The sequence below is a fragment of the Rhizobium aethiopicum genome (assembly GCF_014197535.1).
GTDB classification, from domain to species: Bacteria; Pseudomonadota; Alphaproteobacteria; order Rhizobiales; family Rhizobiaceae; genus Rhizobium; species Rhizobium aethiopicum_A.
This window is the reverse complement of sequence record NZ_JACIFV010000013.1, coordinates 1-23,649: the sequence shown is the minus strand read 5'-3', so window position 1 is coordinate 23,649 and position 23,649 is coordinate 1. Positions and strand designations below refer to the sequence as shown.

Below are 23,649 nucleotides of genomic sequence, written 5' to 3'. Positions count from 1 at the left end.
GATCAACGTGCGGATGGGTGGAGAATGCGCTTACGGGTCAAGGTGAAGGAACACCTCGGGAAGAGATTTGATGAGGAAATCCGTTTCTTCCGGGGCATGATGCAGGGGCCGAAGACGGTAGGCTCGATCGTGCCGACCTCTTCGATTACCGCCAAGCGGATGGCCAGCGTCATCGATATGCATTCGGGGCTGCCGGTGCTGGAACTCGGCCCGGGCACGGGGGCCATCACCAAGGCCATCCTCGGCCGCGGCGTGAAACCGGAAAATCTCGTGGCAATCGAATATTCGACGGATTTCCACCAGCATCTGCTGCGGACTTATCCCGGCGTGCATTTCATCAATGGCGATGCCTTTGATCTCAAGACCACGCTTGGCGCGCTTGGCGAGCAGACGTTCGATTGCGTCATCTCCTGCATTCCGCTTTTGAATTTTCCGATGGCGATGCGCGTCTCGCTGCTCGAAAGCCTGCTCGACCGCCTGCCGGCCGGTCGACCGGTGGTGCAGATTTCCTACGGCGCGATTTCGCCGATCGCCGCCAATCCCGATCGTTATCACATCCAGCACTTCGATTTTGTCATGCGCAACATCCCGCCGGCGCAGCTCTGGATCTACCGGCGCGGTTGAGATGTTCGGAGTTTATATCACCCACCCGCAGGTCAAGATCGATGCGAATGTTCCCGTGCCGAAATGGGGCCTTTCCGATGTCGGCGCTGCGCGCGCCCGCCAAGCTGCCGAGAGCGACTGGGCCAAACGGCTGACCCGCATCGTCTCCAGCGACGAGACGAAGGCGATCAAGACGGCCGAAATTCTGGCGGAAGCTTCCGGCATCAGCGTCGAGATCGTGCATGGCATGCACGAGAACGACCGTTCGGCCACCGGTTTCTTGCCGCCGCCGCAGTTCGAAGAAGCGGCGAACTGGTTCTTTGCCAATCCGGAACAAAGCTTCAAAGGTTGGGAGCGCGCCGTCGACGCGCAGGCCCGCATCGTCGCAGCGGTCAAGGCCATTCTCGCCACGCATGATCCGGCCGCACCGATCGCCTTCGTCGGCCATGGCGGCGTCGGCACGCTGCTCAAATGCCATCTGGCGGGACGGCCGATCGCCCGCGACCGCGACCAGCCGGCCGGCGGCGGCAATCTCTATGCTTTCGGCCTTGCAGATCTCGGCCTAACATGCGACTGGACGCCGATCGAAGACTGGCGGGGGTGACTTCACATGGATGCACGCGAGCGGTTGATCGTCGGCCTGGATGTTCCAACGATCGGCGAGGCGGAAAGACTGGTATCCACGCTCGGCGACGACATTCTCTTCTATAAGATCGGCTATCAGCTGGTCTTTGCCGGCGGCCTCGAATTCGCCCGCGACCTTGCCGCAAGCGGCAAGAAGATCTTTCTCGACATGAAACTGCTCGACATCGACAATACGGTTGCGTCAGGCGTCGAGAATATCGCCAAGATGGGCATGTCGATGCTGACGCTGCATGCCTATCCGAAGGCGATGCGGGCGGCGGTGGAGGCGGCGGCCGGCTCCGGCCTCTGCCTGCTCGGCGTCACCGTGCTGACCTCGATGGATGCCGAGGACCTTGCCGAGGCCGGCTATAGCCAGGACCCGCACAGCTTGGTGCTCAGCCGCGCCGGACAGGCCCGCGCCGCCGGCATGGGCGGCATCGTCTGCTCGGCGGCGGAGGCGGCCGAGGTGCGGGAGGTCGTCGGTCCCGATATGGCGATCGTCACGCCCGGTATCCGCCCGACGGGCAGCGACAAGGGCGACCAGAAGCGGGTGATGACGCCTTTCGACGCGCTGAAGGCGGGAGCGACGCATCTCGTCGTCGCGCGGCCGATCGTCAAGGCGCCCGATCCGAGGGAGGCCGCCCGCGCGGTTCTCAACGAGATGGTGAGCGCGCTCTGGCCGGCAAACCGCTGACAAGCATTCAACGGCACAAGGGAGAAGACCATGGCCAAGGGATACTGGATCGCCCGCGTCGACGTTCGCGATGCCGAGCGCTACAAGGATTACGTGGTGGCGGCCAAGCCTGCCTTCGAAAAATACGGCGCGAATTTTCTGGCGCGCGGCGGCGCGATCACCGAGCTCGAGGGCAAGGCGCGCGCCCGCAACGTCGTGATCGAATTCCCCTCGATGCAGCATGCCGTCGACTGCTACAACTCGCCGGAATACCAGATCGCCGCGAAAATCCGCCAGGAAGTGGCAGACGCGGAAATGGTCGTCGTCGAAGGCGTCTGAACCACTTCGCATCCGCAAAACTGACGGCGCGATAGGCCTTCCCGTCGCGCCGGGATTCGGCTAAGACGGGAGCCGATACAGCATCCCCCAAAGCCTTTCGAGGAGCCTGCCATGACCCTTGCCAACCTGCCGCCGCTCGTCACCGTGTTCGGAGGGTCCGGCTTCGTGGGCAGGCACGTGGTTCGCGCGCTTGCCAAGCGCGGCTACCGCATTCGCGTCGCCGTGCGCCGCCCCGATCTCGCCGGCTTCCTGCAGCCGCTCGGTAATGTCGGCCAGATCTCCTTCGTGCAGGCGAACCTGCGCTATCGCAACTCGATCGACCGCGCCGTCGAAGGTGCGAGCCATGTCGTTAACTGTGTCGGCATTCTGCACGAGACCGGCCGCAACACCTTCGACGCCGTACAGGAATTCGGCGCCCGCGCGGTTGCCGAGGGGGCACGCAATGTCGGTGCCGGCCTTACCCATATTTCGGCGATCGGCGCCAACGCGAATTCCGACTCCGACTACGGCCGCACCAAAGGCCGCGCGGAAGCGGCCATTCTCTCCATCAAGCCCGATGCGGTGATCTTCCGTCCGTCGATCGTCTTCGGACCGGAGGACAGCTTTTTCAACAAGTTTGCCGACATGGCCCGCATGTCGCCTGTCCTGCCGCTGGTCGGCGGCGGCAAGACGAAATTCCAGCCCGTTTATGTCGAGGACGTCGCCGAGGCGGTCGCCCGTGCCGTCGACGGCAAGGTTGCCGGCGGCAAAATCTATGAGCTCGGCGGACCCGAGGTGCTGAGCTTCCGCGAATGTCTCGAGATGATGCTGAAGGTGACGAGCCGTAAGAACCCGCTGGTGTCCCTGCCCTTCGGCCTGGCTTCGCTGATCGGCAGCATCGCCTCGCTGATCCCTTTCGTGACGCCGCCGATCACGCCGGACCAAGTGCGCCTGCTCAAGCGCGACAACGTTGTATCCGCAGAAGCCGAGGCGGAAGGCCGCACATTGAAGGGCCTCGGCATTACGCCGACCATGCCGGCATCGGTGCTCGGCTCCTACCTCGTGCAGTACCGGCCGCACGGCCAGTACACCGGCTCCGGCAAGGCTGCCTGACCATCTTTCCCGAGGAACGCTAGCGCCGTCCGCCGATCCCGCGGGCGGCGTTTTGCTTTGCCGCAGTACGGCGTCCTTTGCGCATCCTGAACGGCGTGCGGCGCCGCCATGCCGGCGCAGCTCGGCCTATTTTCCTGCCGGCCATATCGAGCAGCGTTGCATAAAAGGCGCAGCGGAAATTTTGTGGAATTAACACCAAATTTAGCAGGAACGTTTATTGCTATTTGTCATTCCACTGACTACCAAACCCCGCGTCTTCCAACGGACTCAATGTCTGCGAAGGCGTGCGGCAATCACTGTGAAAGGCATTTCTCGATGGGCAAGTCAATCGCGCTCCTTTTTGCGTGTGCGGCGCTGATTATCATGGCAGGCTCCTTCGTTGCGCCCGGTTCGGTCGCGGCGGTCAAGGGCGACTGCTCGCCGGCCTACGGCGTCGATCCTTGCTCGACGGCTTCGATCAGCCACTGACGAAAAGGCCGGCACCTTGCGCCGGCATCCACAAGACAAGCAGCCGGGAACGCCGAACAAGGCGTTCCGCAGTGAAGGCTCGGTATTGCCTGCTTCAAAAGCGGCGACGAGCCTCTTTCCTCTCAAAATAGATCTGAAAACTCGACGCTTGCCGGCAAGCGGTATTCGTGCGCCAACTGACAGGGCAATGCATTCGCGCCGGGAGTAGCGCGAATACAGTTGCAGGTGCCTCAGGCGATCAAGCCGGTCGTGGCCATGCCGAGCAGCAGGACACCGAGAATGATGCGGTAGATGGCAAACAGCGTGAAGCGGTTGCTCCTGATATAGGCGAGCAGCCATTTGACGGCGATGAAAGCGATGATCGTGGAGACCACGAAAGCGATGGCGAGCGCCGTCCAGTCTTCACCTGCCGCACCGCCATCCTTGAAGGTCTTCAGCAGTTCATAGCCGCTTGCGGCATACATTGTGGGAATGCCGACGAGAAAGGCAAATTCGGTCGCCGCGGCGCGGTTGCCGGTGCCGGCCAGCATGGCGATGAAAATCGTGGCGCCGGAGCGTGACGTGCCCGGAAACACCCCGGCAACGATCTGGGCGATGCCGACCAGGATGGCGACAAGCCAGGTGATCTGCTTATGCGGCGGCCGGCGCGCGGCGGCCCATTCGGCAAAGATCATCCAGATGCCGCCGATGATGAGCGCCCAGGCGATCGGCGTCGCGGTCTCGGGAAGTTCAAAGCCGAGCTTCTTGACAACGAGCCCCAGGATCGCCGTGATGAGAAATGCGACGATCAGCTTGGCGGCATAGTCCCGATTCTCAGGCTCGCGCCAGCCGAGCACCAGATCCAGCAGGCGGCGCCAGTAGATGATGGTGACGGCAAGGATGGCGCCCGCCTGAATGACGATATTGAACATGTCCGACCGGTGGCCGAGCCATTGCTCCGCAATGATGAGATGGCCGGTGCTCGAGATCGGCAGAAACTCGGTAATCCCCTCGATGACACCGAGAATGGCGGCATTGATATAGTCCATAAATTATCTCCGGTTTAAAGGTCGTTCGGACTGAGCATTTCCAGCAGGAAATCCTCAGAGCTGCGTCTGAGCCGATCAGGCAGCCATTATCCTCATACGCAAGACGTGTGTTTTGTCCCTTGTCACATGGCGTGAAAGCCGATTCGCTTGTATTGGCCGGGCCAAACTCCTATAGCTTCAACCAATGAGTCATGACTAAGGCGCTATAAACGAGCTGCCACACAGTCCTGTAACAGCAATCATAAAGCCCGAGTATCGATGCCCACGCTTTATCATCATCCCATGTCATCCGCATCTCGCTTCGTCCGGCTGATCCTGGCGGAATACGGCTATCAGGCGGATCTGATCGAAGAGCAGACATGGGAGAAGCGCCGCGATTTCCTGGCGCTCAATCCGGCCGGTACACTGCCGGTCTATGTCGACGACAGCATGCGTGCGCTCTGTGGCGCGAGCGTCATTTCCGAATATCTCGACGAGACGCACGGGGTGTTGAAGCGCGACCGGCGGCTGCTCGCCGAGGATCCGTTTCAGCGGGCGGAAATCCGCCGGCTGACCGAATGGTTCATGCAGAAGATGGAAAACGACGTGACGAAGCCGCTCGCACGTGAGCGTGTCTACAAGTTGCAGATGACCGCCGATCAGGGTGGCGGAGCGCCGGATTCGAAGATTTTGCGCACGGCCCGCGCGAATATCCGCCAGCATATGCGTTATCTCACCTGGCTTGCCGGCTCGCGCCAATGGCTGGCGGGGGAGCGAATGAGCTATGCGGATCTTGCCGCCGCCGCCTCGGTGTCGATCCTCGATTATCTCGGCGAGATCGAGTGGGCCGAAGCCCCTGTCGTCAAGGAGTGGTATCAGCGGCTGAAATCACGCCCCTCTTTCCGGCCGATGCTGACCGAGCGCGTGCGCGGCCTGACCCCCGTTTCACACTATGCCGATCTGGATTTCTGACGAGGGCTCTTCATGCCCGAAGCTTATAGAGACGATAAAGAGCGGCGGCGCCGCGACAATTTGACCGACTTTGTCAGGGCGGAATCTGCCGCCAAGGGCTTCGATCTCTGCCGCATCACGCGCCCTGACGCGATCCCCGAAGCCAAACAGCGTCTCGGTGAGTTCATCGATGCCGGGCGGCACGGGACGATGGAGTGGATGGCGGAGACGCGCGCGCGGCGCGGCGATCCGCTGACCCTCTGGAGCGAGGTGCGATCCGTCGTCGTTTTCGGCCTCAACTACGCCCCGGAAGAAGATCCGCGCGGCATCCTCGACAAGCCCGACAAGGCGGCGATCTCCGTCTATGCCCGCAACCGCGATTATCACGACCTCATCAAGGGTCGGCTGAAGGAGATCGCCACGCGTTTTGCGGCGCGGGCCGGCGCCGATGTGAAGGTGTTCGTCGATACCGCACCGGTCATGGAAAAGCCGCTAGCGGCGGCGGCCGGCCTCGGCTGGCAGGGCAAACACACCAATCTCGTCAGCCGCACGCATGGTTCGTGGCTGTTTCTAGGCACGATGTTCACCACCGCCGATCTTGCCGTCGATGCGCCGGAGACCGATCATTGCGGCTCTTGCCGCGCCTGTCTCGATATTTGCCCGACGGCCGCCTTCCCGGCGCCTTACCAGATCGACGCGCGGCGCTGCATCTCCTATCTCACCATCGAACACAAGGGGCCGATCGACCCCGACCTGCGGGTGCTGATCGGCAACCGCATTTACGGCTGCGACGACTGTCTCGCCGCCTGTCCCTGGAACAAGTTCGCAAGCTCCGCATCCGAAATGAAGCTGCAGGCGCGCGAAGAGCTGAAGGAGCCGTCGATCGCCTTTCTGCTGACGCTCGACGACGCCGCCTTCCGCGCCTTTTTCAGCGGCTCGCCGGTCAAGCGGATCGGCCGCGACCGTTTCATCCGCAACGTGCTGATCGCTGCCGGCAATTCCGGCGAGACGGCGCTCATCCCGCAATGCCGCCTGCTCGCCGACGACGCCTCGCCGGTGGTGCGGGGGATGGCGGTCTGGGCGCTTTCCAAGCTGATGGAGGCTGGCGAATTCTCGGCCTTTGCCGCACAAAGGGCTGGCGAGAGCGACGACGAGGTCTTGAACGAATGGTGGCTGGCAGGAGTGGGCTGATGCATGTGATGATCTTTGGCTGCGGTTATTCCGGCACGGCAATCGCCAAGGCGTTCGCCGGCGACGGCGTGCGGGTGTCCGGAACGACCCGTTCGACGGAGAAGATGGAAGCGCTCCGCCGCGCCGGCATCGAGGCATTCCTGTTCGATGGCGAGACTATGGAAGAGGATCTCGTCCGGGCCTTGGCTGATGTCACCAATCTCGTGCAGTCGATCGCGCCTGGAAAGGCTGATCCGTTGCTGCGGCTGCTCGATAAAGAGGGCGCGAGCCTGCTGCCGAGGCTCGAATGGATCGGCTATCTCTCCACCGTCGGCGTCTATGGCGATCACAAAGGCGCATGGATCGACGAGGAGACACCCTGCGTGCCTGTCTCCGGACGCTCGAAGGAGCGGCTCGAGGCCGAAGAGGGCTGGATGGCAATGGGCCGCGAGCGTGGCGTGCCTGCGGCGGTGCTGCGTCTTTCCGGCATCTACGGGCCGGGGCGGAACGCCTTCTGCAATCTCGAAAAGGGCACGGCGCGGCGGCTGATCAAGAAGGACCAGGTCTTCAACCGCATCCGCGTCGAGGATATCGGCGCGGCGGCGCGCTTCCTGTCGGAGCGCGGCCTCGGCGGCATCTATAATGTCACCGATGACCGGCCCGGGCCGCCGCAGGACGTGATCGTCGAGGCGGCACGGCTGATGGGCGTCGAACCGCCGCCGGAACAGGCTTTCGAAACCGCCGAGCTGACGCCGATGGCGCGTTCTTTCTACGGCGAGAACAAGCGGGTTTCCAATGCAAAGCTGAAGGCGGCCGGTTTCGAGTTTTCGTTCCCCGACTACCCAATGTCGCTTGCACAATTGTGGCGGGATGGCCGCTGGCGTGGGTAAACCCGGCCGCTTGAGGTGACCAGGATTATCACCCAAATTGAGTAGGAAATTCCTACTTTTCACAGTTGGCAGAACAATTCTCGCCGCATATCATGGTTAACAGCCTTTGAATTTGCGCAAATGTGGCGGGAAATATGGCGAAGTCAGAAAAAATATTCCGTGATTTTTGTGAGGGCCGCGAAGTTTAAGGCCTCCTCGGAAAAATCATTTGAATTTTAGCTGATTTCATTGCGTTTTTTCCTCATCCTGCCATTCGCGGCAAATTCTCATATTTTATCAAGGGCCTGAGAAATATTACAGACTGTAATATTCCGTGATCGCATGCGGCACTTTTCTGCCATTTTTCGACGGATTTAAGCCCCGCCGCCTGCAAGGGCGTCGAGTTCAATAGTTGAGGGATACTCCGTTTTGAAGAAAATCAGCCGTTCTATTATCGCTGCCGCAACTATTGCAGCCTGCTCTTCCCTGCTTCCGGCGGAAGGCTTTGCTGCAAATGGCTGTGGCGGTGCTTCGTGGTACGCTCTTCACTCCAAAACTGCTTCCGGAGAACGTATGAACCCCGCCGTCTTGACTGCCGCGCATCGTTCGCTCGCATTCGGCACCAAGGTCAAGGTCACCAACCGCAACAATGGCCGCACCGTCGTCGTCCGCATCAATGATCGCGGCCCGTTCATCCGCGGCCGTGTGCTCGATCTGTCGCGCGCCGCCGCACAGAATATCGGCATGGTGAGCTCCGGCACGGCGAAGGTCTGCTACCAGGTGATCAGCTAAGCCCGGAGCTTGCAACCGCCCGCGCCGTCAGCGGCGCTTGCTCTTGCCGCCAATCGCGGTTACCACGCGGTTGGGACTTGTGAACAATCCACCCCGCGACTGTCGCGGCTGACAGGATCCTTCGCAGGCATGGCAACAGGAGACTTGTGAATGCGTCTGGGCGGCCGCCTCGAAGGGGCGATTTCTGTGCTCGCGGACATCGATGCCCGCAAGCGGCCCGTCGCCGACGCGCTGAAGGATTGGGGCCTCGCGCACCGCTTCGCCGGTTCCGGCGATCGTGCCGCGATCGGCAACATCGTCTACGACGCTTTGCGCATGCGGCTTTCCCATGCCTGGCTCATGGATGACGACAGTGCCCCGGCCATTGCCCATGCCGTCATGTTCCGCCAGTGGGGTTTTACACCTGACAGCCTCGCCGCCGAACTCGCCGACGACAAGTTCGCGCCGGCGCCACTTTCACCGGAAGCTGCCGCCGCCTTTGCAAGCCGCTCGCTCGACGACGCGCCGCCGCATATCCGCGGCGATATTCCCGAATGGGTGCAATCCTCCTTCGAACAGGCTTTCGGCGCCGGCTGGCTCGCCGAAGCACAGGCGCTTGCGGCCCGCCCGACGCTCGATCTGCGCGCCAACATTCTGAAGGCTTCGCGCGACAAGGCGGTCAAGGCGCTCGAAAGAGCCGGCGCGCACGCCGCGAAGATCGCCCGCTACGGCATCCGGATTGCCGCCGGCGAAGGCGCCTCGCGTCTTCCCAACGTGACAGCCGAGCTTTCGTTCCAGAAAGGCTGGTTCGAAGTTCAGGACGAGGGTTCGCAGATCGTCGCCGATCTGATGCTCGCGCGGGAGGGCGAACAGATCCTCGATTATTGCGCCGGCGGCGGCGGCAAGACGCTCGCCATGGCGGCCGCCATGCAGAACAAAGGCCAGGTTCACGCCTATGACGCCGACCGCAAACGGCTGGCGCCGATCATCGAGCGGCTGAAGCGGGCGGGCACGCGCAATGTTCAGGTGCATGACGACGCCAGAGGGCTCTCGGGTCTTGCCGGGCGCTGTGACAAGGTGCTGGTGGACGCGCCCTGCACCGGCACCGGCACATGGCGCCGCCGCCCCGACACGAAATGGCGGCTGACGGCGAAGAACCTCGATGAACGCACCACCCAGCAACAGGACGCGCTGGCGCAGGCAAGCGGCTTCGTCAAACCAGGCGGCGAACTGATCTACGTCACCTGCTCTGTGCTACCTCAGGAAAACGAGGAACAGGTGCGCCGCTTTACGGCCGGGAATCCTGATTTTCAGATCGTCAGCGCCCTGCCCGCCTGGGACGTGCTCTTCGGTAAGGACGCGCCGCGTCCGCATTCCTCCGATGGCCTCACCGTGACGCTGACGCCAGCCTCCACCGATACGGACGGCTTCTTCTTCTGCCGCATGCAGCGGAAAGCCTGACCCGGCGCGGTTGCCGCTGATTTTCCAGGCGAATGCACTTGAAAAAAGCAGTTCTGCTGCCCTGTCCCATTCTTAAAATCATTCCAAACTAGAGCGTTTGACACCAGTTTACTTTTGCGCGAAGAGACGGAGCCCGACGGAATATCCGTCACAGGAGAGGATTATGAAGCTCAACCGCAAATTCCGCGCAGCCGTGCTGGCGATTGCCCCCGCCGCCCTGCTCGCCCTTCCCGCGCAGGCCGAGACCGATGCTAGCGCCGTGGTGAAACATTATGCCGAGGTGGCGCATGCCAAATACGAGGACTCGCTGACGACGGCCAAGGCGCTCGACGCCGCCATCGACGCCTTCCTGAAAGCGCCGACCGATGAGACGCTGAAGGCCGCGAGGGATGCCTGGATCAAGGCGCGCGTCCCCTACCAGCAGACGGAAGTCTATCGTTTCGGCAATCCTGTTGTCGACGACTGGGAAGGCAAGGTCAATGCGTGGCCTCTCGATGAAGGCCTGATCGACTATGTCGACGCCTCCTACGGCAGTGAGAGCGACGAAAACTCGCTCTATGTGGCGAATGTCATCGCCAACAAGACGATCAAGATCGACGGCAAGGATGTCGACGCCTCGAAGCTGACGCCTGATTTCCTCTCCGGCACGCTCGCCGAAGCCGGCGGCATCGAAGCCAATGTCGCAACCGGTTACCATGCCATCGAATTCCTGCTCTGGGGCCAGGATCTGAACGGCACCGGCCCCGGCGCCGGCAACCGCCCGGCAACGGATTACGACCTCAAGAACTGCACGCATGGCAATTGCGACCGCCGCGCCGAATATCTGAAATCCGCATCCACCCTGCTTGTTTCCGACCTGCAGGAAATGACCGACAACTGGAAGCCCGACGGGGCTGCGACGAAGAACGTCGAGGCCGATCCGAAGGCGGGCCTGGTCACCATCCTGACCGGCATGGGCTCGCTCTCCTATGGCGAACTTGCCGGCGAGCGCATGAAGCTCGGCCTGTTGCTGCACGATCCCGAGGAAGAGCATGACTGCTTCTCCGACAATACCTACAACTCGCATCTCAACGACGCGGTCGGCATCGCCGCCGCCTATACCGGCAACTATACCCGCGTCGACGGCACCAAACTCAGCGGTCCGTCGCTGCACGACCTCGTCGCCGCCAAGGACAAGGCGCTCGATGCCGAGATGGACGGCAAGCTCAACAAGACGCTCGATGCCATGAACGCCATGGCCAAGCGTGGCGAGACGGTCGAGAAGTACGACCAGATGATCGCCGAGGGCAACAAGGAAGGCAACGCCGTCGTTCAGGCCGCCATCGACGGTCTGATCGACCAGACGAAGTCGATCCAGCGCGTTATTGCCGCACTCGATCTCGGCGCGGTTCAGCTTGAAGGTTCCGATAGCTTGGATAATCCTAACGCCGTCTTCAAATAAGCAAAAAGGCGGGCCGCTTCGAAAGCTGGAGCGGCCCGGACTCTGAAATGCCATCTATCACCTCCCTCATTCCTGTGCTCGCCACAGGAATCCAGCCACGGCGCGTCCGCGCCGTGAATGGCTTGGCCGAAGGGGAGTCTTCTGCGCCCAAGGACTTGGGCGCGCTGGATTCCTGTGACGAGCACAGGAATGAGGGAGTAGAGCGGGAAACGAGCGCCAGCACCGGCGAGTCTGCCGCCCGAAATTGCCTCTTCTCGAATTTCCGCCTATCCATTCGCATCGCCGTCTTCGCCATCCTTGCAGGAGCGCCTGTCGCTCTTGCCGCCGGTTTCGACCTGCCGACCAGACGAACGGACCTTTCCGAGGCCGATCTCGCACGCGTTGCCGACGTCACGCGGCCGACCCAGGATTTTTCCAAGGCTGAGCAATACGAAGCGATGCAGGCAGGGGCTACGACCTCGATCGACCCTGTCACCGAGGACAGCTTCTCGCATATTTCCGCCAACATCCCCTTCGAGGAAGAGCAGAATTTCAAGCTCGGCAATGCGCTCTTCCGCAAGCTCTGGGTTTCCGCTCCCTCTTCGACACAGGCCTCCGATGGCCTCGGACCGCTCTTCAACGCCCGCTCCTGCATGAGCTGCCATGTCAATGACGGCCGCGGCAAACCGCCGGAGGGCGGCCCGAGCGCCACCTCGATGTTCCTGCGGCTGGCGCGCGCGGCCAAGACGCCGGAGGAGGAGAAGGCGATCGCGAATGCCGATATCGTCAACTTCCCCGATCCGGTCTATGGCCATCAATTGCAGGACCTTGCCGTCCCCGGACTTGCCGCCGAAGGCAGGATTGCGATCAGCTATCACGAGGAAAAGGTGACGCTTGGCGATGGCGAGGTCGTGTGGTTGCGCCGGCCGGGTTATGCGGCGACCAGCCTTGCCTACGGGCCGCTCGACGCAGCGACGACCATTTCGGCGCGCATGGCGCCGGCGATGATCGGCCTTGGATTAATCGAAGCCATTCCGGAAGCCGATATTCTTGCCCATGCCGACCCCGATGACGCAGACGGTGACGGCATTTCGGGCAGAGCGGCGATCGTGCGCGACCACCGCAGCGGCGAGATCGCGCTCGGCCGGTTCGGCTGGAAAGCGCAGAACGCGACAGTTCGCGACCAGAGCGCCGATGCTTTTGCCAACGATATCGGCATCTCGACGCCCGATCAGCCGGAAGCACAGGGCGATTGCACCAGCGCGGAAGAGAAGTGCCTTGAGATCCCGACCGGGGTGCAGAAACGGCTGGGTGCAGAAGAAGCACCGGGTCCCATTCTCGATCTCGTGAGTTTCTATTCGGAAAACCTCGCCGTGCCGGCGCGGCGCAAGGCGAGCTTTCCCGAGACGCTGCGGGGCAAGCGGATTTTCTACGAAACCGGCTGCATTTCCTGCCATATGCCGAAATTCGTCACCCGCCGAGATACGGCCAACAAGGCGCAATCCTTCCAGCTGATCTGGCCCTATTCCGATTTTCTCCTGCACGACATGGGCGATGGCCTTGCCGACGGGCAACAGGTCGGGCTTGCAAGCGGACGTGAATGGCGCACACCGCCGCTATGGGGTATAGGACTGACCCGGACTGTCAGCGGACACAGCTTTTTCCTGCATGACGGCCGTGCGCGGGATGTCACCGAGGCGATTCTCTGGCATGGCGGCGAAGCTGAAAAAGCCCGCAACGCTTTCTCCTCCCTGTCTAAAGACGACCGGGCGGCCCTGATTACATTCCTGGAGTCACTTTGATGCGCCTTTGGCACCCCCTGCTCTGCCTCACTCTGATCGGCCTGGCCACATCGGCCGCCGCCCAGACCGCCGCGCCTCCGGCAGGGCTGAACGAGGATGCCGTTCCCGCCGTCATGCAGCGCGCCGTCGACGAGGTGATCCGCCCCGGCTATCGCAACATGCAGCAATCGGCCGCGCGGCTGACGACGGCGATGAAGGATCTCTGCGATGGCGGCACGCAACAGACGCTCGAAAAAGCGAAATCCGCCTTCGACGACACGATCCGCTACTGGTCGATCATCGAGATCGTCCAGACCGGGCCCGTCATCCAGGACAATCTCTTCGAGCACGTCCTGTTTTACCCCGACCGCAAGGGTGTCGGCCTGAAGCAGGTGCAAGCGCTGATCGCCAAGGCCGATCCGAAGGATGCGACCGTCGATGCGATCGCTGGCAAGAGTGTGGCGCTGCAGGGCCTGACAGCGCTGGAATATGTGCTCTACGGCAACGGCTCCGACGATCTCATCAAGCAGAAGGGCGGTTTCCGCTGCCTTTACGGCCAGGCGGTCGCCGGCAATATCCAGCGTGAGGCCGGCGAAGTCGTCGCTGCCTGGGAAAAACCCGACGGAGTGCAGGCGAGTTGGAAACATCCGGGCCCGCAGAGCAATGATTTCATGGACAACAAGGAAGCCGTAACCGCGCTGCTCGGCATTCTCGTCCACGGCGCGGAGAATGTCCGCGACCAGCGGCTGGAGCAGTTCTACAAGGGTAAGGACACCGCGCCGCGCCCGCGCATGGCCATCTACTGGCGTTCGAAGAACACCTGGAAATCCATGGCCGCCAATCTGGAAGGCCTGCGCACGCTCTGGCAGAAGGCCGGCATGGCCGAGCTTCTGCCGGCGGACAAACGGTCGGTCGCCGCCTCGATCGACGCGGATTTCAAATCGCTGCTCGACAGCGTGCCGAAGCTCAATCCCGACATCGACGTCGCCGTGAGCGATGCCGAGAAGGCCAAGCTCGACGCGCTGCTTGCCGACAGCCGCCAACTGATTACCAGAATCAGCGACGACTATGGCTCGGCGATCGGCCTTTCGGCCGGCTTTTCCTTTTCGGACGGAGACTGAAGCGATGATACGAAGCATCACGATCGATCGACGCAGCTTCGTCAAGGCGGCAGGGATTGGCTTCCTTGCGGCCTTGGCGCCGAAGTCGCTGATGGCCTTGGAGCGCTCGGACGCCGTCTATGCCTCGGGCATTCGCGCCGCCGACGGCTCCTTTGCCATCGCGACGGTGACGGAGCGCGGCGAAATCATCGATCAGGTGGCGCTTCCCGCCCGAGCTCACGGCATGGCCTTCAGCGCCGCCACCGGCAAGACCGTCGCCTTTGCGCGCCGGCCCGGTACCTATGCGATGATCTTCGATCCGCAGAACAAGGGTGAGCCGATCGTCGTCAGCTCTCGGGAGGACCGGCATTTCTACGGACACGGCGTCTTCTCGCCCGATGGCCGCATTCTCTACGCCAGCGAGAACGATTTCGATAGCAATCGCGGCATGATTGGCATCTACGACGCGACCGACCGCTTCACCCGCATCGGCGAATTCGAGACCTACGGCATCGGCCCGCACGACATGACCGTGTCCGACGACGGACGCCTTCTCATCGTTGCCAATGGCGGCATCGAGACGCATCCGGACTTCGGCCGCACCAAGCTCAATCTCGGGGCGATGCAGCCGTCACTGGCGCTGATCAATGCGGCGACGGGAGCGTTGATCGAAAAACACGTGCTGCTGGCCGAATGGTCACAACTGTCGACCCGCCACGTCGACCTCGACGGCGACGGCCGCATCTGGTTCGCCTGCCAGTATGAGGGCCATCGCAAGGACCTGCCGCCGCTCGTCGGTCATTTCGCCAAGGGAGAGGATCTTTCCTTCGTCGAGCTGCCGGAGGAGACGACCCGCAGGCTTGCCAATTACGTCGGGGCGATCGCCGTCAATCGCAGCGAAGGCCTCGTCGGCATCACCTCGCCGAAAGGCGGCGCCTCGGTGACGATTGACGCGAGGACAGGCAAGGTGCTGGCCGAGACGGCAATTGCGGATGCGGCGGGCATCGCGCCGGCAAGAGAGGGCTTTGCCGTCTCCTCCTACGACGGCGATTTCCTGTCGACCCGCAGCGACGTCGCCTGGGATCAGCATATCGTTCGGATTTCTCAGCCGACGCGCGCATAGGCCTTCTGCTCGGCACTGATCGCCGACGTCGCAGCCCTTGCCGCCTCATGCAGCCATTCGCTCCCGCGCGCCCGCAAATCGTCCAGGATTGCCGCAGCCGCCGCCGGATCGTCGGAATGGCAGTTGGCGATCTCAAGGCCCATCAGCTCGAGCATCGTCGGCGCAAGCAGGATTTCCGGGTGCTTGTGGATCTCGATCTTGCGGCTGTTCGGCGAGAGCCGGCGCAGGAGGATTCGGCCGGAGACTTGGTAGTGCGGATCGGCCGAGCGCATCCGCCCTCCGGCAATCTTGGCTGCATCGATCGCACCGTCCTTCGGTCGGTGGCGAAGCGACCATGCGGAGGGCAGCAGCGCCTTCGCCTCGCGCAGCACCGGCCCGCCCTGCCATTCGCTATAGGCGACGAAACGCGGCCGGCCGAGACTGCCGGTGCCGGCGCGATGCGGCTTCGCCACGAAGCGACCTGAGCCGGGTGGCAATGCACCGGTAAGCGCTTCGATATAGGCGGGAGGCGCCGGTTTCTTGCCGGGACACAGCGTCTCGTATTTCTCCCAAAATTCACGGCGTTCGGCGTTCGGCAACACCAATGCCTTGCGCAGCCATTTGTAATCGCGCTCGAGGATGACGGGCAGCGGATTTTCAAGGCCCCTGCGATAGCCGGTGAGGATCAGTTCGCCGATCATGCGAACGGACGGGCCGTTGTCGCCGCGCGCCAGGATGGCGCTTGCTGCCAGACGGACGAGGTCGAGTGCATAAGGCATGACGGCCGCGTCGTCGAAATCATTGACGCCCCAGACGAGCCGGCCCTCGACGTCGCGCCAGGTGCCGAAATTTTCCAGATGCGTATCGCCGATCGCCAGCACTTCAGGCGCGCCTGCGAGGTCCTGGCAGATGTCGAGGATGGTTTCACACCAGCGCCAATAGGTGGCGCGCAGGAAGACGAACGCGTTGCTGCACATCTTCTTATGCTTCTCCCGCAGATCCTTTTTGACGAGATCGTCGCCGAGTTCGCCGGCCAGCCAGTTCTCGAAATTCCAGACCGATTGCGATATCGTCGTCATGCCGCTGATGCTCCATCCTTTCGACTTTCGATGCGAGAATACGCGTCCCGCGCGAAGCTACAATCACCATTGCACGGGATGGGCGGCACTGACCAGGCAGGCTTGTGCAACGACGGCTCGGCGAAAGGTTGCCCCGGCGACACGGTTTGCGGTTTCCGGCGTCGGCCGGGAGGATTTCGGCAACGTCCAGCTTGTCGAATCCGGCCCGTCATGCCACTTTCCCGGCTTCGAGAGGGGTAGCCATGAGCGAGACTGACAGGGGCGATTTCCGCGCGCGAATCCGCCGCAATTTTGCGCGCCAGGCGGCGATGCAGACGATCGGCGCGGAGTTGACGCGCGTCGAACACGGCGTCGTCGAGATCGAGCTTCCCTTCGACGTCAAACTGACACAGCAGCACGGCATCCTGCATGCGGGCATCATTTCGGCGGCGCTGGATTCGGCCTGCGGCTTTGCGGCCTATAGCCTCATCGACCCCGAAGCCTCGATCCTGACGATCGAGTTCAAAGTCAACCTCATGTCGCCGGGGCGTGGCGAGCGCTTCCTGTTTCGCGGGGAAATCACCAAACCCGGCTCCACCATTATCGTCGCCGACGGGCGAGGCTACGCAATCAGCGACGGGCCAGCGAAACTGATCGCCTCCATGACCGGAACGATGATGGTCATCCGCGGCAGAGAAGGAATTACAGGATGAAGTTCGAGCTGAAGTCGGTCGCAGGAAAATCCATGCTTTTCGTCATGGCGGCGGAGGCCGAATACGGCTCCTTCCTGCGTTCGCGCATCGAACCCTTGATGACCGGCGTCGGCCCGGTCGAGGCGGCGGTCGCGCTGACCAAGACCCTGGCACGGCTGGATGCGGCCGACGACCTGCCGGATCTCGTGGTTTCGCTCGGCTCGGCCGGTTCGGCGAAACTGGAGCAGACCGAAGTCTATCAGGTGAGCTCGGTCTCCTATCGCGACATGGACGCCTCGCCGCTCGGTTTCGAAAAGGGCCTGACGCCCTTCCTCGACCTGCCCGCGGCGCTCGAGCTGCCGCTGCGCATCCCCGGCATTCCCGAAGCCAGCCTTTCCACCGGCGGCAACGTCATCTCGGGTGCCGCCTATAGCGATATCGAAGCCGACATGGTCGACATGGAGACCTACGCGGTGCTGCGCGCCTGCCAGGGCTACAAGCTGCCGCTGATCGGGCTGCGCGGCATTTCCGACGGTGCGGTCGAACTGCAGCATATCTCCGGCTGGACGGAATATCTGCACATCGTCGACCGCAAGCTCTCCTACGGCGTCGACAGCCTGTTCACGGCGCTGGAGGACGGGGTTTTCTGGTTCTAGCTCTCGAACACGCCGCGCGTCTTGCAAAGGCGCGGGGACAATCGGAACAATAAAAACCCGATGCTGCCGATTTCCCGGATTGCCAGGCGAAGCGCTTTTCTTTAAAGCCTCGCCATGACCCAGACAGCACATCCCGACTCCGTTCTCATCGTCGATTTCGGCAGCCAGGTGACCCAGCTCATCGCACGGCGTGTGCGCGAGGCCGGCGTCTATTGCGAGATCGTTCCCTTCCAATCCGCCGAAGAAGGCTTCAAGCGCCTGCAGCCGAAGGCGGTGATCCTGTCCGGCAGCCCGGCTTCGACGGTCGACGAGGGATCGCCGCGAGCGCCTCAGATCATCTTCGACAGCGGCCTGCCGGTCTTCGGCATCTGCTACGGCCAGCAGACGATGTGCATGCAGCTCGGCGGCAAGGTCGAAAGCGGCCATCACCGTGAATTCGGCCGCGCCTTTCTGGATGTCGACAAGGATTGCCAGCTGTTCGAAGGCCTCTGGTCCTCCGGCTCGCGCCATCAGGTGTGGATGAGCCATGGCGACCGCGTCACGGCGCTGCCCGATGGTTTCAAGGTGGTCGCCACCTCTTCCAATGCGCCCTTCGCCTTCATCGCCGACGAGAAGCGCAAATATTACGGCGTGCAGTTCCACCCCGAGGTGGTGCATACGCCCGACGGCGCCAAGCTGATCGGCAACTTCATTCACAATGTCGCCGGCATCAAGGGCGACTGGTCGATGTCGGCCTATCGCCAAAAGGCGGTCGAAGATATCCGCAAGCAGGTCGGCGACAAGCGCGTCATCTGCGCGCTTTCGGGCGGCGTCGACAGCTCCGTCGCGGCGCTGCTGATCCACGAGGCCGTCGGCGACCAGCTGACCTGCATCCTCGTCGACCACGGGCTGATGCGCAAGGACGAGGCGGCCAATGTCGTCGCCATGTTCCGCGAGCATTACAACCTGCATTTGCTGCATGTCGATGCGTCGGACCGTTTCATCGGCGAGCTCGAGGGCGTCAGCGACCCTGAAACCAAGCGCAAGATCATTGGCCGGCTCTTCATCGAAACCTTCGAGGAAGAGGCGAAGAAACTCGGCGGCGCCGATTTCCTCGGCCAGGGCACGCTCTATCCCGACGTTATCGAGAGCGTTTCCTTCACCGGCGGCCCGTCGGTGACGATCAAGTCCCACCACAATGTCGGCGGCCTGCCGGAGCGCATGAACATGCAGCTCGTCGAGCCGCTGCGCGAACTCTTCAAGGACGAGGTGCGCGCCCTCGGCCGCGAGCTTGGCCTGCCCGACAGCTTTATCGGCCGACACCCTTTTCCTGGCCCTGGCCTGGCCATCCGCTGCCCCGGCGGCATTACCCGCGAGAAGCTGGAGATCCTGCGCGAGGCCGACGCGATCTATCTCGACGAAATTCGCAAGGCCGGCCTCTACGACGCCATCTGGCAGGCCTTCGCCGTGCTGCTGCCCGTCCAGACAGTCGGCGTCATGGGCGACGGCCGCACCTATGAATTCGTGTGCGCGCTGCGCGCCGTCACATCAGTCGACGGCATGACGGCGGATTTCTACCACTACGACATGGAATTCCTCGGCCGCGCCGCCACCCGCATCATCAACGAGGTGCGCGGCATCAACCGTGTGGTCTACGACGTCACCTCGAAGCCGCCGGGGACGATCGAGTGGGAATGAGGCCAGAAGCCGCCGTCTAGCCGCTATTCAGCAGCAGAACAGCTCCGCCACGGCCTCATGTTTCGGAATCTCCGGAAAGAAGCTGACGTGCTGGCAATTGATCGGCAAGTCTCGCGCTTCCTCTCCACTCACCGGCAGCCAGTCGCGATAGAGATAGAGCGCGGCGGGCTCCGGACTGCCGGTATTGCCGACGGCGCGCAATTGCCGAGCCTGTAGGTGGTCCTCTCACCGGTTCGTCTCCGAATTCCGGATTTCATCGACCAGCATGGCGACGAAGGCCGTCACTTTTGGCGGACGGAAGCGGGCGGCGGGATAGACGGTGTGAATGCCGCCGGATGGCAGGGTCCATTCGGGCAGGACCTCGACGAGCCGGCCGCTCTCGAGATGGTCGGCGACCTGGAAATCCGGCAGCACGGACAGGCCGCCGCCGGCGAGGGTTGCCGTCAGGACCGCCGGCGTCGTGTTGATGCTGAGCGCCTGACGCATCCGGACGACACGGCGGTCGAAATCTCCCCTGGCGAAGTGCCAGAGCAGCGGCTCGCGCAGCGCGCCATTGGCGATGAAGGGCAGGGCTGCGAGATCTTCCGGCTCGCGGACGGCGATCGTCGCGAACTGGTTTCCCGAGGCGACGAGACGCTGGCGGAAGGTGCCGATCCGCCTCGCCTGCAGGCTGGAATCGTCGAGCCATCCGACGCGGATCGACAGGTCGATATGATCGGCGACGAGATCGGCCTTCACGTCGGAAAGAGCGAGGTCGACGGTGCAGGCGGGGAAACGCCGGGCAAAGGCCGCCGCCACCGGGGCGATCATCGAGGCACCATAATCGTTGGGTGCGGCGATGCGTAGCACGCCCATCGGCTCGGCCCGGGCTCCGGAGAGTTCGTCGACGGCGTCCTCCGCCTCACGGAAGATCATGACGCAGCGTGCATGCAGCATGCGGCCTGCCTCGGTCGGCTCCACGCGGCGTGTCGTCCTGATCAGCAGGCTGGTCTGGAGTTCGGCTTCCAGCCGCGCGACCTGCTGGCTGACGACGGTCTTGGTAATGCCGAGACGATCCGCAGCCTTGGTGAAGGAGCCGGTATCGACGACCGCCGCGAAATAGGCGAGGCGGTTGAGATTGATCGCTTCCATGCTGGCCAGAACACCTTATTGTTAGCTTCTAGCTTACAGTATGTCAGACTGACTTCTGTTTATCTACAACTGGCATGAGGCTATTTCTCCGATCAGACAGTTCGGAGGCTCAGCCACATGCGGATCACCTATCTCTTCGACCCTCTTTGCGGCTGGTGCTACGGCGCCAGCCCCGCCATCGAGCGCCTGGCGGCACTCGAGGACGTGACGGTGGATCTCGCCCCCACCGGGCTCTTCGCCGGGGCTGGGGCCCGGTCGATGGACGCGGGCTTTGCCGCCTATGCCTGGCAAAACGATCAGCGCATCGCCCGGCTGACCGGACAGCCGTTCACCGAGGCCTATCGCAGCCGGATTCTGGGTGCGACCGGATCCCTGTTCGATTCGGCGCCAGTCACGCTCGGCGTCGTCGCGACCGGTATCACGGCGCCCGACCGGGAAATCGAGATTTTGAAGCGCCTGCAGCGCGCCCGTTACGAAGAGGCCCGCGATACCGCCGATCGCGCCGTCGTCGCCGATCTGCTTTCGGAAGCCGACCTCGAAGACGCAGCGCGACGCGTCCGCTCGGCGGATGAGGACGTGATCGCAATCTACAACAAGCGGATTGACGCTGCCCGTGCCGACATGCGGCGCTTCGGCGTCGACGGCGTGCCGGCGCTGGTGCTCGACGATGGCGCCGGGCGGCGCCTGCTGCGCGGCAACACCCTGTTCGGCCCATTCGAGCTTCTGGCCGCTGAGGTGCGGGCGGCCTGACTGCTGCATCTGCGAGCCGCACGACTGCGAACGATACAACGCCATTCCCCCTCACCTTTCCTGGAGTCCCACATGTTTTCGAGGAGACAGATCATGAAGACCACTCTTGCCGCCGGCGCCGCCGCTTTCGCGCCCGCCGGTCTCGGCCACGCCGCCGGATCGAAGCTGTCCTGGAAGCACTTCCCAGCCGGCCCCAACGGTTTCTTCCGTGCCCCCGTCCTCGTCAGCGGGCCGTCCGAGGCGCTGTTGATCGACGGCGGTTTTGCCTATCCCGACGGCCGGGCGCTCGCCGATGCGATCAAGGCGACCGGCAAGACGCTCACCGCGATCTATATCAGCCAGTCGGACCCCGATTATTATTTCAGCCTCAAGCCGGTTCTCGAGGCTTTCCCGGGCACCAAGGTGCTTGCCGCATCCGAAACGCTCGCCGCCATCAAGGGCAATGTCGAGAAGAAGCTGGCGGTCTGGGGGCCGCAGCTCAAGGAAAACGGCCCGCAAACGCTTGCCGATATCGTGCTTCCCGAAGCCTTCGATGGTCCGAGCCTGACCGTCGACGGTGAGACGGTGGAGATCGTCGCAGCGGAAGCCGGCCTCGCCAACCGCCGCTATCGCTGGGTGCCGTCGCTGCAGGCTGTGTTCGGCGGCGTGATGATCTTCTCCGGCGTCCATGTCTGGACGGCCGACACGCAGACCAAGGAGCAGCGCGCCGCATGGGTCGCCACGCTCGACAGGATCGCGGCCCGCAAGCCGTCTGTCGTGGTGCCCGGACATCTGACGCCCGAGGCAGCGACCGATCTCTCCGGTCTCGCCCATACCAAGGCCTACCTCCTCGCCTTCGACGAAGAGCTGGTCAAGGCCCCGGATGCCGCCGGGCTGAAGGCAGCGATGGAAGCTCGCTTCCCCGGCCTCGGCATGGGCGTCGCACTCGATATCGGCTCGAAGGTTGCCAAAGGCGAAATGAAGTGGGGCTGAGACTGTCGGTGCATCCGCTGATCTAAGCGGATCGATGCTCAAAGAAACGCCTGCCGCTCTCCTTTCGGCAGGCGTTGGTGCTCAGCCAAAAACCAATTGCAAATTAAAATCAGTTGATCTAGTTTACTTGCCATGGATGCGCAGCCGAACTCACGCGGATGCTCCGTTCAAGAAGGGAAGTTGGCATGGCTAAGCTCGTGTTCGGGATGAACCAGTCGCTGGACGGCTACGTCGACCATATGGAATTTGCGCCAAGTCCCACTCTCTTCCGCCACTTCATCGAGGGGGCTCAGAGGCAGGCGGGCAGCGTCTACGGCCGCCGAATGTATGAGGTCATGCGTTATTGGGATGACGATCATCCTGAATGGGATACCGAGCAACAAGCCTTCGCAGCGGCGTGGCGAAAGCAGCCGAAATGGGTGGTCTCGCGTTCGTTGACGTCGGTCGGCCCCAACGCCAGCCTTGTTGGGGATGATCTCGAGGGCGCAATCCGCGCGTTGAAGGCCGAGCGCGACGGGGAGATCGAAGTTGCCGGCCCGGATCTGGCGCAAAGCCTTACCGAACTCGGCCTGATCGACGAGTATCACATCTACCTGCATCCCTACGTGCTTGGCCACGGCAAACCCTATTTCGCCGGACCCCGGCCGCCGCTCCGCCTAGTGAGCCATGATCGGGTCGACGAGAATGTGATCAAGCTGACCTATGTTCCTGCCTAACTTCAGGAACCGCAAGTAAACTTGCCGGTGAAGATGGAGCGGGCGCAGCCTGACTGCTTCCTGATGGCTTCGCCAAGGCGGAACGGAAACCGCAGCATCCTCCAACGTCCCTCATGCCGCGCGTAGCCCGCAGGGCGAAGCCTCGAAGGACACGCAGCAACGTTGCTTCCTGCATCCCTCTGATGCCGGCGCACCCGCCTCGTCCTTCGAGGCCCCTGCGGGGCACCTCAGCAACCGTGTTGTTGCGGTTCGCTCCATGGGGTTCGTCTTTTGAGAATAGTGTTGATCATGATGATGAATTTCCGCATGGCGGCGACGAGGGCGACCTTGGGCGGTTTGCCGGCATCGCGCAGCCGTTTGTGGAACGCCTTGATGGCCGGGCTGCAGCGGATGGCCGAGAGCGTTGCCATGTAGAGGGCGCATCGGACGGTGGCGCGGCCGCCGGCGATGTGGCGCTGACCACGCCAGGTGCCGCTGTCGTGGGCGACCGGGGCGACGCCGACGAGGGCTGCGAGTTTCTTGTCGTCGATGGCGCCGAGTTCGGGCAGTTCGGCGATGAGCACGGC

25 protein-coding genes and 1 pseudogene are annotated in these 23,649 nt (G+C 62.8%); 21 read left to right on the top strand and 5 right to left on the bottom strand.

Annotation, left to right across the window (positions count from 1 at the left end; genetic code table 11):
- The first annotated feature begins 24 nt into the window (after positions 1 to 24).
- From pmtA to GGD53_RS17955, 6 genes are all read left to right on the top strand, one after another.
- Positions 25 to 624 (top strand): phospholipid N-methyltransferase PmtA, encoded by a 600-nt coding sequence (pmtA, locus tag GGD53_RS17980; RefSeq protein ID WP_184457994.1) that lies wholly within the window; start codon positions 25 to 27, stop codon positions 622 to 624.
- Between the two features lies 1 nt (position 625).
- Positions 626 to 1,207: a histidine phosphatase family protein gene (locus GGD53_RS17975; protein ID WP_184457992.1), complete on the top strand. Its 582-nt coding sequence runs from the start codon at positions 626 to 628 to the stop codon at positions 1,205 to 1,207.
- Between the two features lie 6 nt (positions 1,208 to 1,213).
- Positions 1,214 to 1,921: an orotidine-5'-phosphate decarboxylase gene (pyrF, locus tag GGD53_RS17970; RefSeq protein ID WP_184457991.1), complete on the top strand. Its 708-nt coding sequence runs from the start codon at positions 1,214 to 1,216 to the stop codon at positions 1,919 to 1,921.
- A gap of 30 nt (positions 1,922 to 1,951) precedes the next feature.
- Positions 1,952 to 2,239: a DUF1330 domain-containing protein gene (locus GGD53_RS17965; protein WP_184457989.1), complete on the top strand. Its 288-nt coding sequence runs from the start codon at positions 1,952 to 1,954 to the stop codon at positions 2,237 to 2,239.
- Positions 2,240 to 2,350: 111 nt separating this feature from the next.
- A complete protein-coding gene (locus GGD53_RS17960) occupies positions 2,351 to 3,331 on the top strand; it encodes a complex I NDUFA9 subunit family protein (protein WP_184457987.1) in 981 nt (326 codons plus the stop codon).
- 315 nt (positions 3,332 to 3,646) lie between these two features.
- The gene (locus tag GGD53_RS17955; RefSeq protein WP_041678526.1) at positions 3,647 to 3,799 is read left to right on the top strand and encodes a hypothetical protein; all 153 of its coding nucleotides are present in this window, start codon (positions 3,647 to 3,649) and stop codon (positions 3,797 to 3,799) included.
- A 230-nt stretch (positions 3,800 to 4,029) separates the two neighbouring features.
- Here the strand turns inward: GGD53_RS17955 and GGD53_RS17950 are convergent, their stop codons facing one another.
- Positions 4,030 to 4,827 (bottom strand): undecaprenyl-diphosphate phosphatase, encoded by a 798-nt coding sequence (locus GGD53_RS17950; protein ID WP_184457985.1) that lies wholly within the window; start codon positions 4,825 to 4,827, stop codon positions 4,030 to 4,032.
- Between the two features lie 258 nt (positions 4,828 to 5,085).
- Here GGD53_RS17950 and GGD53_RS17945 point away from each other — a divergent pair, with 258 nt between their 5' ends.
- The 9 genes from GGD53_RS17945 (at position 5,086) to GGD53_RS17905 (ending at position 15,452) form a co-directional block, all read left to right on the top strand.
- Positions 5,086 to 5,778, top strand: coding sequence for a glutathione S-transferase family protein (locus GGD53_RS17945; protein ID WP_064707706.1), 693 nt, complete (start codon positions 5,086 to 5,088; stop codon positions 5,776 to 5,778).
- Positions 5,779 to 5,790: 12 nt separating this feature from the next.
- Complete coding sequence (gene queG, locus GGD53_RS17940; protein WP_184457982.1) at positions 5,791 to 6,948, top strand: tRNA epoxyqueuosine(34) reductase QueG; 1,158 nt, start codon at positions 5,791 to 5,793, stop codon at positions 6,946 to 6,948.
- A complete protein-coding gene (locus tag GGD53_RS17935; RefSeq protein WP_184457980.1) occupies positions 6,948 to 7,817 on the top strand; it encodes an SDR family oxidoreductase in 870 nt (289 codons plus the stop codon). Before queG ends, GGD53_RS17935 begins: the two co-directional genes overlap by 1 nt.
- A gap of 408 nt (positions 7,818 to 8,225) precedes the next feature.
- Entirely contained in the window at positions 8,226 to 8,588 is a 363-nt protein-coding gene (locus tag GGD53_RS17930; RefSeq protein ID WP_184457978.1) for a septal ring lytic transglycosylase RlpA family protein, read from the top strand.
- Positions 8,589 to 8,738: 150 nt separating this feature from the next.
- Positions 8,739 to 10,028, top strand: a complete 1,290-nt coding sequence (locus GGD53_RS17925; RefSeq protein WP_184457976.1) for an RsmB/NOP family class I SAM-dependent RNA methyltransferase — start codon at positions 8,739 to 8,741, stop codon at positions 10,026 to 10,028.
- Between the two features lie 163 nt (positions 10,029 to 10,191).
- Entirely contained in the window at positions 10,192 to 11,469 is a 1,278-nt protein-coding gene (locus GGD53_RS17920) for an imelysin family protein (RefSeq protein WP_184457974.1), read from the top strand.
- Positions 11,470 to 11,516: 47 nt separating this feature from the next.
- Positions 11,517 to 13,250, top strand: coding sequence for a di-heme oxidoredictase family protein (locus tag GGD53_RS17915; RefSeq protein WP_246717826.1), 1,734 nt, complete (start codon positions 11,517 to 11,519; stop codon positions 13,248 to 13,250).
- Positions 13,250 to 14,350 (top strand): imelysin family protein, encoded by a 1,101-nt coding sequence (locus tag GGD53_RS17910; RefSeq protein ID WP_184457972.1) that lies wholly within the window; start codon positions 13,250 to 13,252, stop codon positions 14,348 to 14,350. Before GGD53_RS17915 ends, GGD53_RS17910 begins: the two co-directional genes overlap by 1 nt.
- Before the next feature lie 4 nt (positions 14,351 to 14,354).
- The gene (locus tag GGD53_RS17905; RefSeq protein WP_184457970.1) at positions 14,355 to 15,452 is read left to right on the top strand and encodes a DUF1513 domain-containing protein; all 1,098 of its coding nucleotides are present in this window, start codon (positions 14,355 to 14,357) and stop codon (positions 15,450 to 15,452) included.
- Here the strand turns inward: GGD53_RS17905 and GGD53_RS17900 are convergent.
- Complete coding sequence (locus GGD53_RS17900) at positions 15,434 to 16,510, bottom strand: DUF2252 family protein (RefSeq protein ID WP_184457968.1); 1,077 nt, start codon at positions 16,508 to 16,510, stop codon at positions 15,434 to 15,436. The genes GGD53_RS17905 and GGD53_RS17900 overlap by 19 nt on opposite strands.
- Before the next feature lie 242 nt (positions 16,511 to 16,752).
- Between GGD53_RS17900 and GGD53_RS17895 the strand changes: the two genes are divergently transcribed.
- The 3 genes from GGD53_RS17895 (at position 16,753) to guaA (ending at position 19,514) form a co-directional block, all read left to right on the top strand.
- A complete protein-coding gene (locus GGD53_RS17895; protein WP_064707699.1) occupies positions 16,753 to 17,202 on the top strand; it encodes a PaaI family thioesterase in 450 nt (149 codons plus the stop codon).
- Positions 17,199 to 17,837 carry a 5'-methylthioadenosine/S-adenosylhomocysteine nucleosidase gene (locus GGD53_RS17890; RefSeq protein WP_184457967.1) on the top strand — a complete coding sequence of 213 codons (639 nt, stop codon included), beginning with the start codon at positions 17,199 to 17,201 and terminating at the stop codon, positions 17,835 to 17,837. The genes GGD53_RS17895 and GGD53_RS17890 overlap by 4 nt, the downstream gene beginning before the upstream one ends.
- Before the next feature lie 114 nt (positions 17,838 to 17,951).
- Entirely contained in the window at positions 17,952 to 19,514 is a 1,563-nt protein-coding gene (guaA, locus tag GGD53_RS17885) for a glutamine-hydrolyzing GMP synthase (RefSeq protein ID WP_184457965.1), read from the top strand.
- A gap of 27 nt (positions 19,515 to 19,541) precedes the next feature.
- Here guaA and GGD53_RS17880 read toward each other — a convergent pair.
- Together GGD53_RS17880 and GGD53_RS17875 are read right to left on the bottom strand one after the other, a co-directional pair.
- A pseudogene (locus tag GGD53_RS17880) lies at positions 19,542 to 19,715 on the bottom strand (AraC family transcriptional regulator); the annotation flags it as partial.
- Positions 19,716 to 19,739: 24 nt separating this feature from the next.
- Complete coding sequence (locus GGD53_RS17875; protein WP_184457963.1) at positions 19,740 to 20,645, bottom strand: LysR family transcriptional regulator; 906 nt, start codon at positions 20,643 to 20,645, stop codon at positions 19,740 to 19,742.
- 117 nt (positions 20,646 to 20,762) lie between these two features.
- On the opposite strand from GGD53_RS17875, the gene GGD53_RS17870 reads away from it, so the two are divergent.
- The 3 genes from GGD53_RS17870 (at position 20,763) to GGD53_RS17860 (ending at position 23,083) form a co-directional block, all read left to right on the top strand.
- Positions 20,763 to 21,395: a DsbA family protein gene (locus GGD53_RS17870; RefSeq protein ID WP_184457961.1), complete on the top strand. Its 633-nt coding sequence runs from the start codon at positions 20,763 to 20,765 to the stop codon at positions 21,393 to 21,395.
- A 72-nt stretch (positions 21,396 to 21,467) separates the two neighbouring features.
- Positions 21,468 to 22,367 carry an MBL fold metallo-hydrolase gene (locus GGD53_RS17865; protein WP_184457959.1) on the top strand — a complete coding sequence of 300 codons (900 nt, stop codon included), beginning with the start codon at positions 21,468 to 21,470 and terminating at the stop codon, positions 22,365 to 22,367.
- A 185-nt stretch (positions 22,368 to 22,552) separates the two neighbouring features.
- Positions 22,553 to 23,083 carry a dihydrofolate reductase family protein gene (locus GGD53_RS17860; protein ID WP_184457957.1) on the top strand — a complete coding sequence of 177 codons (531 nt, stop codon included), beginning with the start codon at positions 22,553 to 22,555 and terminating at the stop codon, positions 23,081 to 23,083.
- Between the two features lie 227 nt (positions 23,084 to 23,310).
- Here the strand turns inward: GGD53_RS17860 and GGD53_RS17855 are convergent.
- On the bottom strand, positions 23,311 to 23,649 hold a 339-nt coding region (locus tag GGD53_RS17855), incomplete at its 5' end, for a transposase (RefSeq protein ID WP_184457955.1).

What these genes read in the sequence shown, in the direction of transcription:
- GGD53_RS17875 (WP_184457963.1), bottom strand. Translation starts at nt 20,645, where the DNA reads ATGGAAGCGATCAATCTCAACCGCCTCGCCTATTTCGCGGCGGTCGTC.
- GGD53_RS17920 (WP_184457974.1), top strand. Translation starts at nt 10,192, where the DNA reads ATGAAGCTCAACCGCAAATTCCGCGCAGCCGTGCTGGCGATTGCCCCC.
- GGD53_RS17950 (WP_184457985.1), bottom strand. Translation starts at nt 4,827, where the DNA reads ATGGACTATATCAATGCCGCCATTCTCGGTGTCATCGAGGGGATTACC.
- GGD53_RS17960 (WP_184457987.1), top strand. Translation starts at nt 2,351, where the DNA reads ATGACCCTTGCCAACCTGCCGCCGCTCGTCACCGTGTTCGGAGGGTCC.
- guaA (WP_184457965.1), top strand. Translation starts at nt 17,952, where the DNA reads ATGACCCAGACAGCACATCCCGACTCCGTTCTCATCGTCGATTTCGGC.
- pyrF (WP_184457991.1), top strand. Translation starts at nt 1,214, where the DNA reads ATGGATGCACGCGAGCGGTTGATCGTCGGCCTGGATGTTCCAACGATC.
- GGD53_RS17865 (WP_184457959.1), top strand. Translation starts at nt 21,468, where the DNA reads ATGTTTTCGAGGAGACAGATCATGAAGACCACTCTTGCCGCCGGCGCC.
- queG (WP_184457982.1), top strand. Translation starts at nt 5,791, where the DNA reads ATGCCCGAAGCTTATAGAGACGATAAAGAGCGGCGGCGCCGCGACAAT.
- GGD53_RS17905 (WP_184457970.1), top strand. Translation starts at nt 14,355, where the DNA reads ATGATACGAAGCATCACGATCGATCGACGCAGCTTCGTCAAGGCGGCA.
- GGD53_RS17860 (WP_184457957.1), top strand. Translation starts at nt 22,553, where the DNA reads ATGGCTAAGCTCGTGTTCGGGATGAACCAGTCGCTGGACGGCTACGTC.
- GGD53_RS17945 (WP_064707706.1), top strand. Translation starts at nt 5,086, where the DNA reads ATGCCCACGCTTTATCATCATCCCATGTCATCCGCATCTCGCTTCGTC.
- GGD53_RS17925 (WP_184457976.1), top strand. Translation starts at nt 8,739, where the DNA reads ATGCGTCTGGGCGGCCGCCTCGAAGGGGCGATTTCTGTGCTCGCGGAC.
- GGD53_RS17900 (WP_184457968.1), bottom strand. Translation starts at nt 16,510, where the DNA reads ATGACGACGATATCGCAATCGGTCTGGAATTTCGAGAACTGGCTGGCC.
- GGD53_RS17910 (WP_184457972.1), top strand. Translation starts at nt 13,250, where the DNA reads ATGCGCCTTTGGCACCCCCTGCTCTGCCTCACTCTGATCGGCCTGGCC.
- pmtA (WP_184457994.1), top strand. Translation starts at nt 25, where the DNA reads ATGCGCTTACGGGTCAAGGTGAAGGAACACCTCGGGAAGAGATTTGAT.
- GGD53_RS17935 (WP_184457980.1), top strand. Translation starts at nt 6,948, where the DNA reads ATGCATGTGATGATCTTTGGCTGCGGTTATTCCGGCACGGCAATCGCC.
- GGD53_RS17955 (WP_041678526.1), top strand. Translation starts at nt 3,647, where the DNA reads ATGGGCAAGTCAATCGCGCTCCTTTTTGCGTGTGCGGCGCTGATTATC.
- GGD53_RS17890 (WP_184457967.1), top strand. Translation starts at nt 17,199, where the DNA reads ATGAAGTTCGAGCTGAAGTCGGTCGCAGGAAAATCCATGCTTTTCGTC.
- GGD53_RS17965 (WP_184457989.1), top strand. Translation starts at nt 1,952, where the DNA reads ATGGCCAAGGGATACTGGATCGCCCGCGTCGACGTTCGCGATGCCGAG.
- GGD53_RS17895 (WP_064707699.1), top strand. Translation starts at nt 16,753, where the DNA reads ATGAGCGAGACTGACAGGGGCGATTTCCGCGCGCGAATCCGCCGCAAT.
- GGD53_RS17975 (WP_184457992.1), top strand. Translation starts at nt 626, where the DNA reads ATGTTCGGAGTTTATATCACCCACCCGCAGGTCAAGATCGATGCGAAT.
- GGD53_RS17915 (WP_246717826.1), top strand. Translation starts at nt 11,517, where the DNA reads ATGCCATCTATCACCTCCCTCATTCCTGTGCTCGCCACAGGAATCCAG.
- GGD53_RS17870 (WP_184457961.1), top strand. Translation starts at nt 20,763, where the DNA reads ATGCGGATCACCTATCTCTTCGACCCTCTTTGCGGCTGGTGCTACGGC.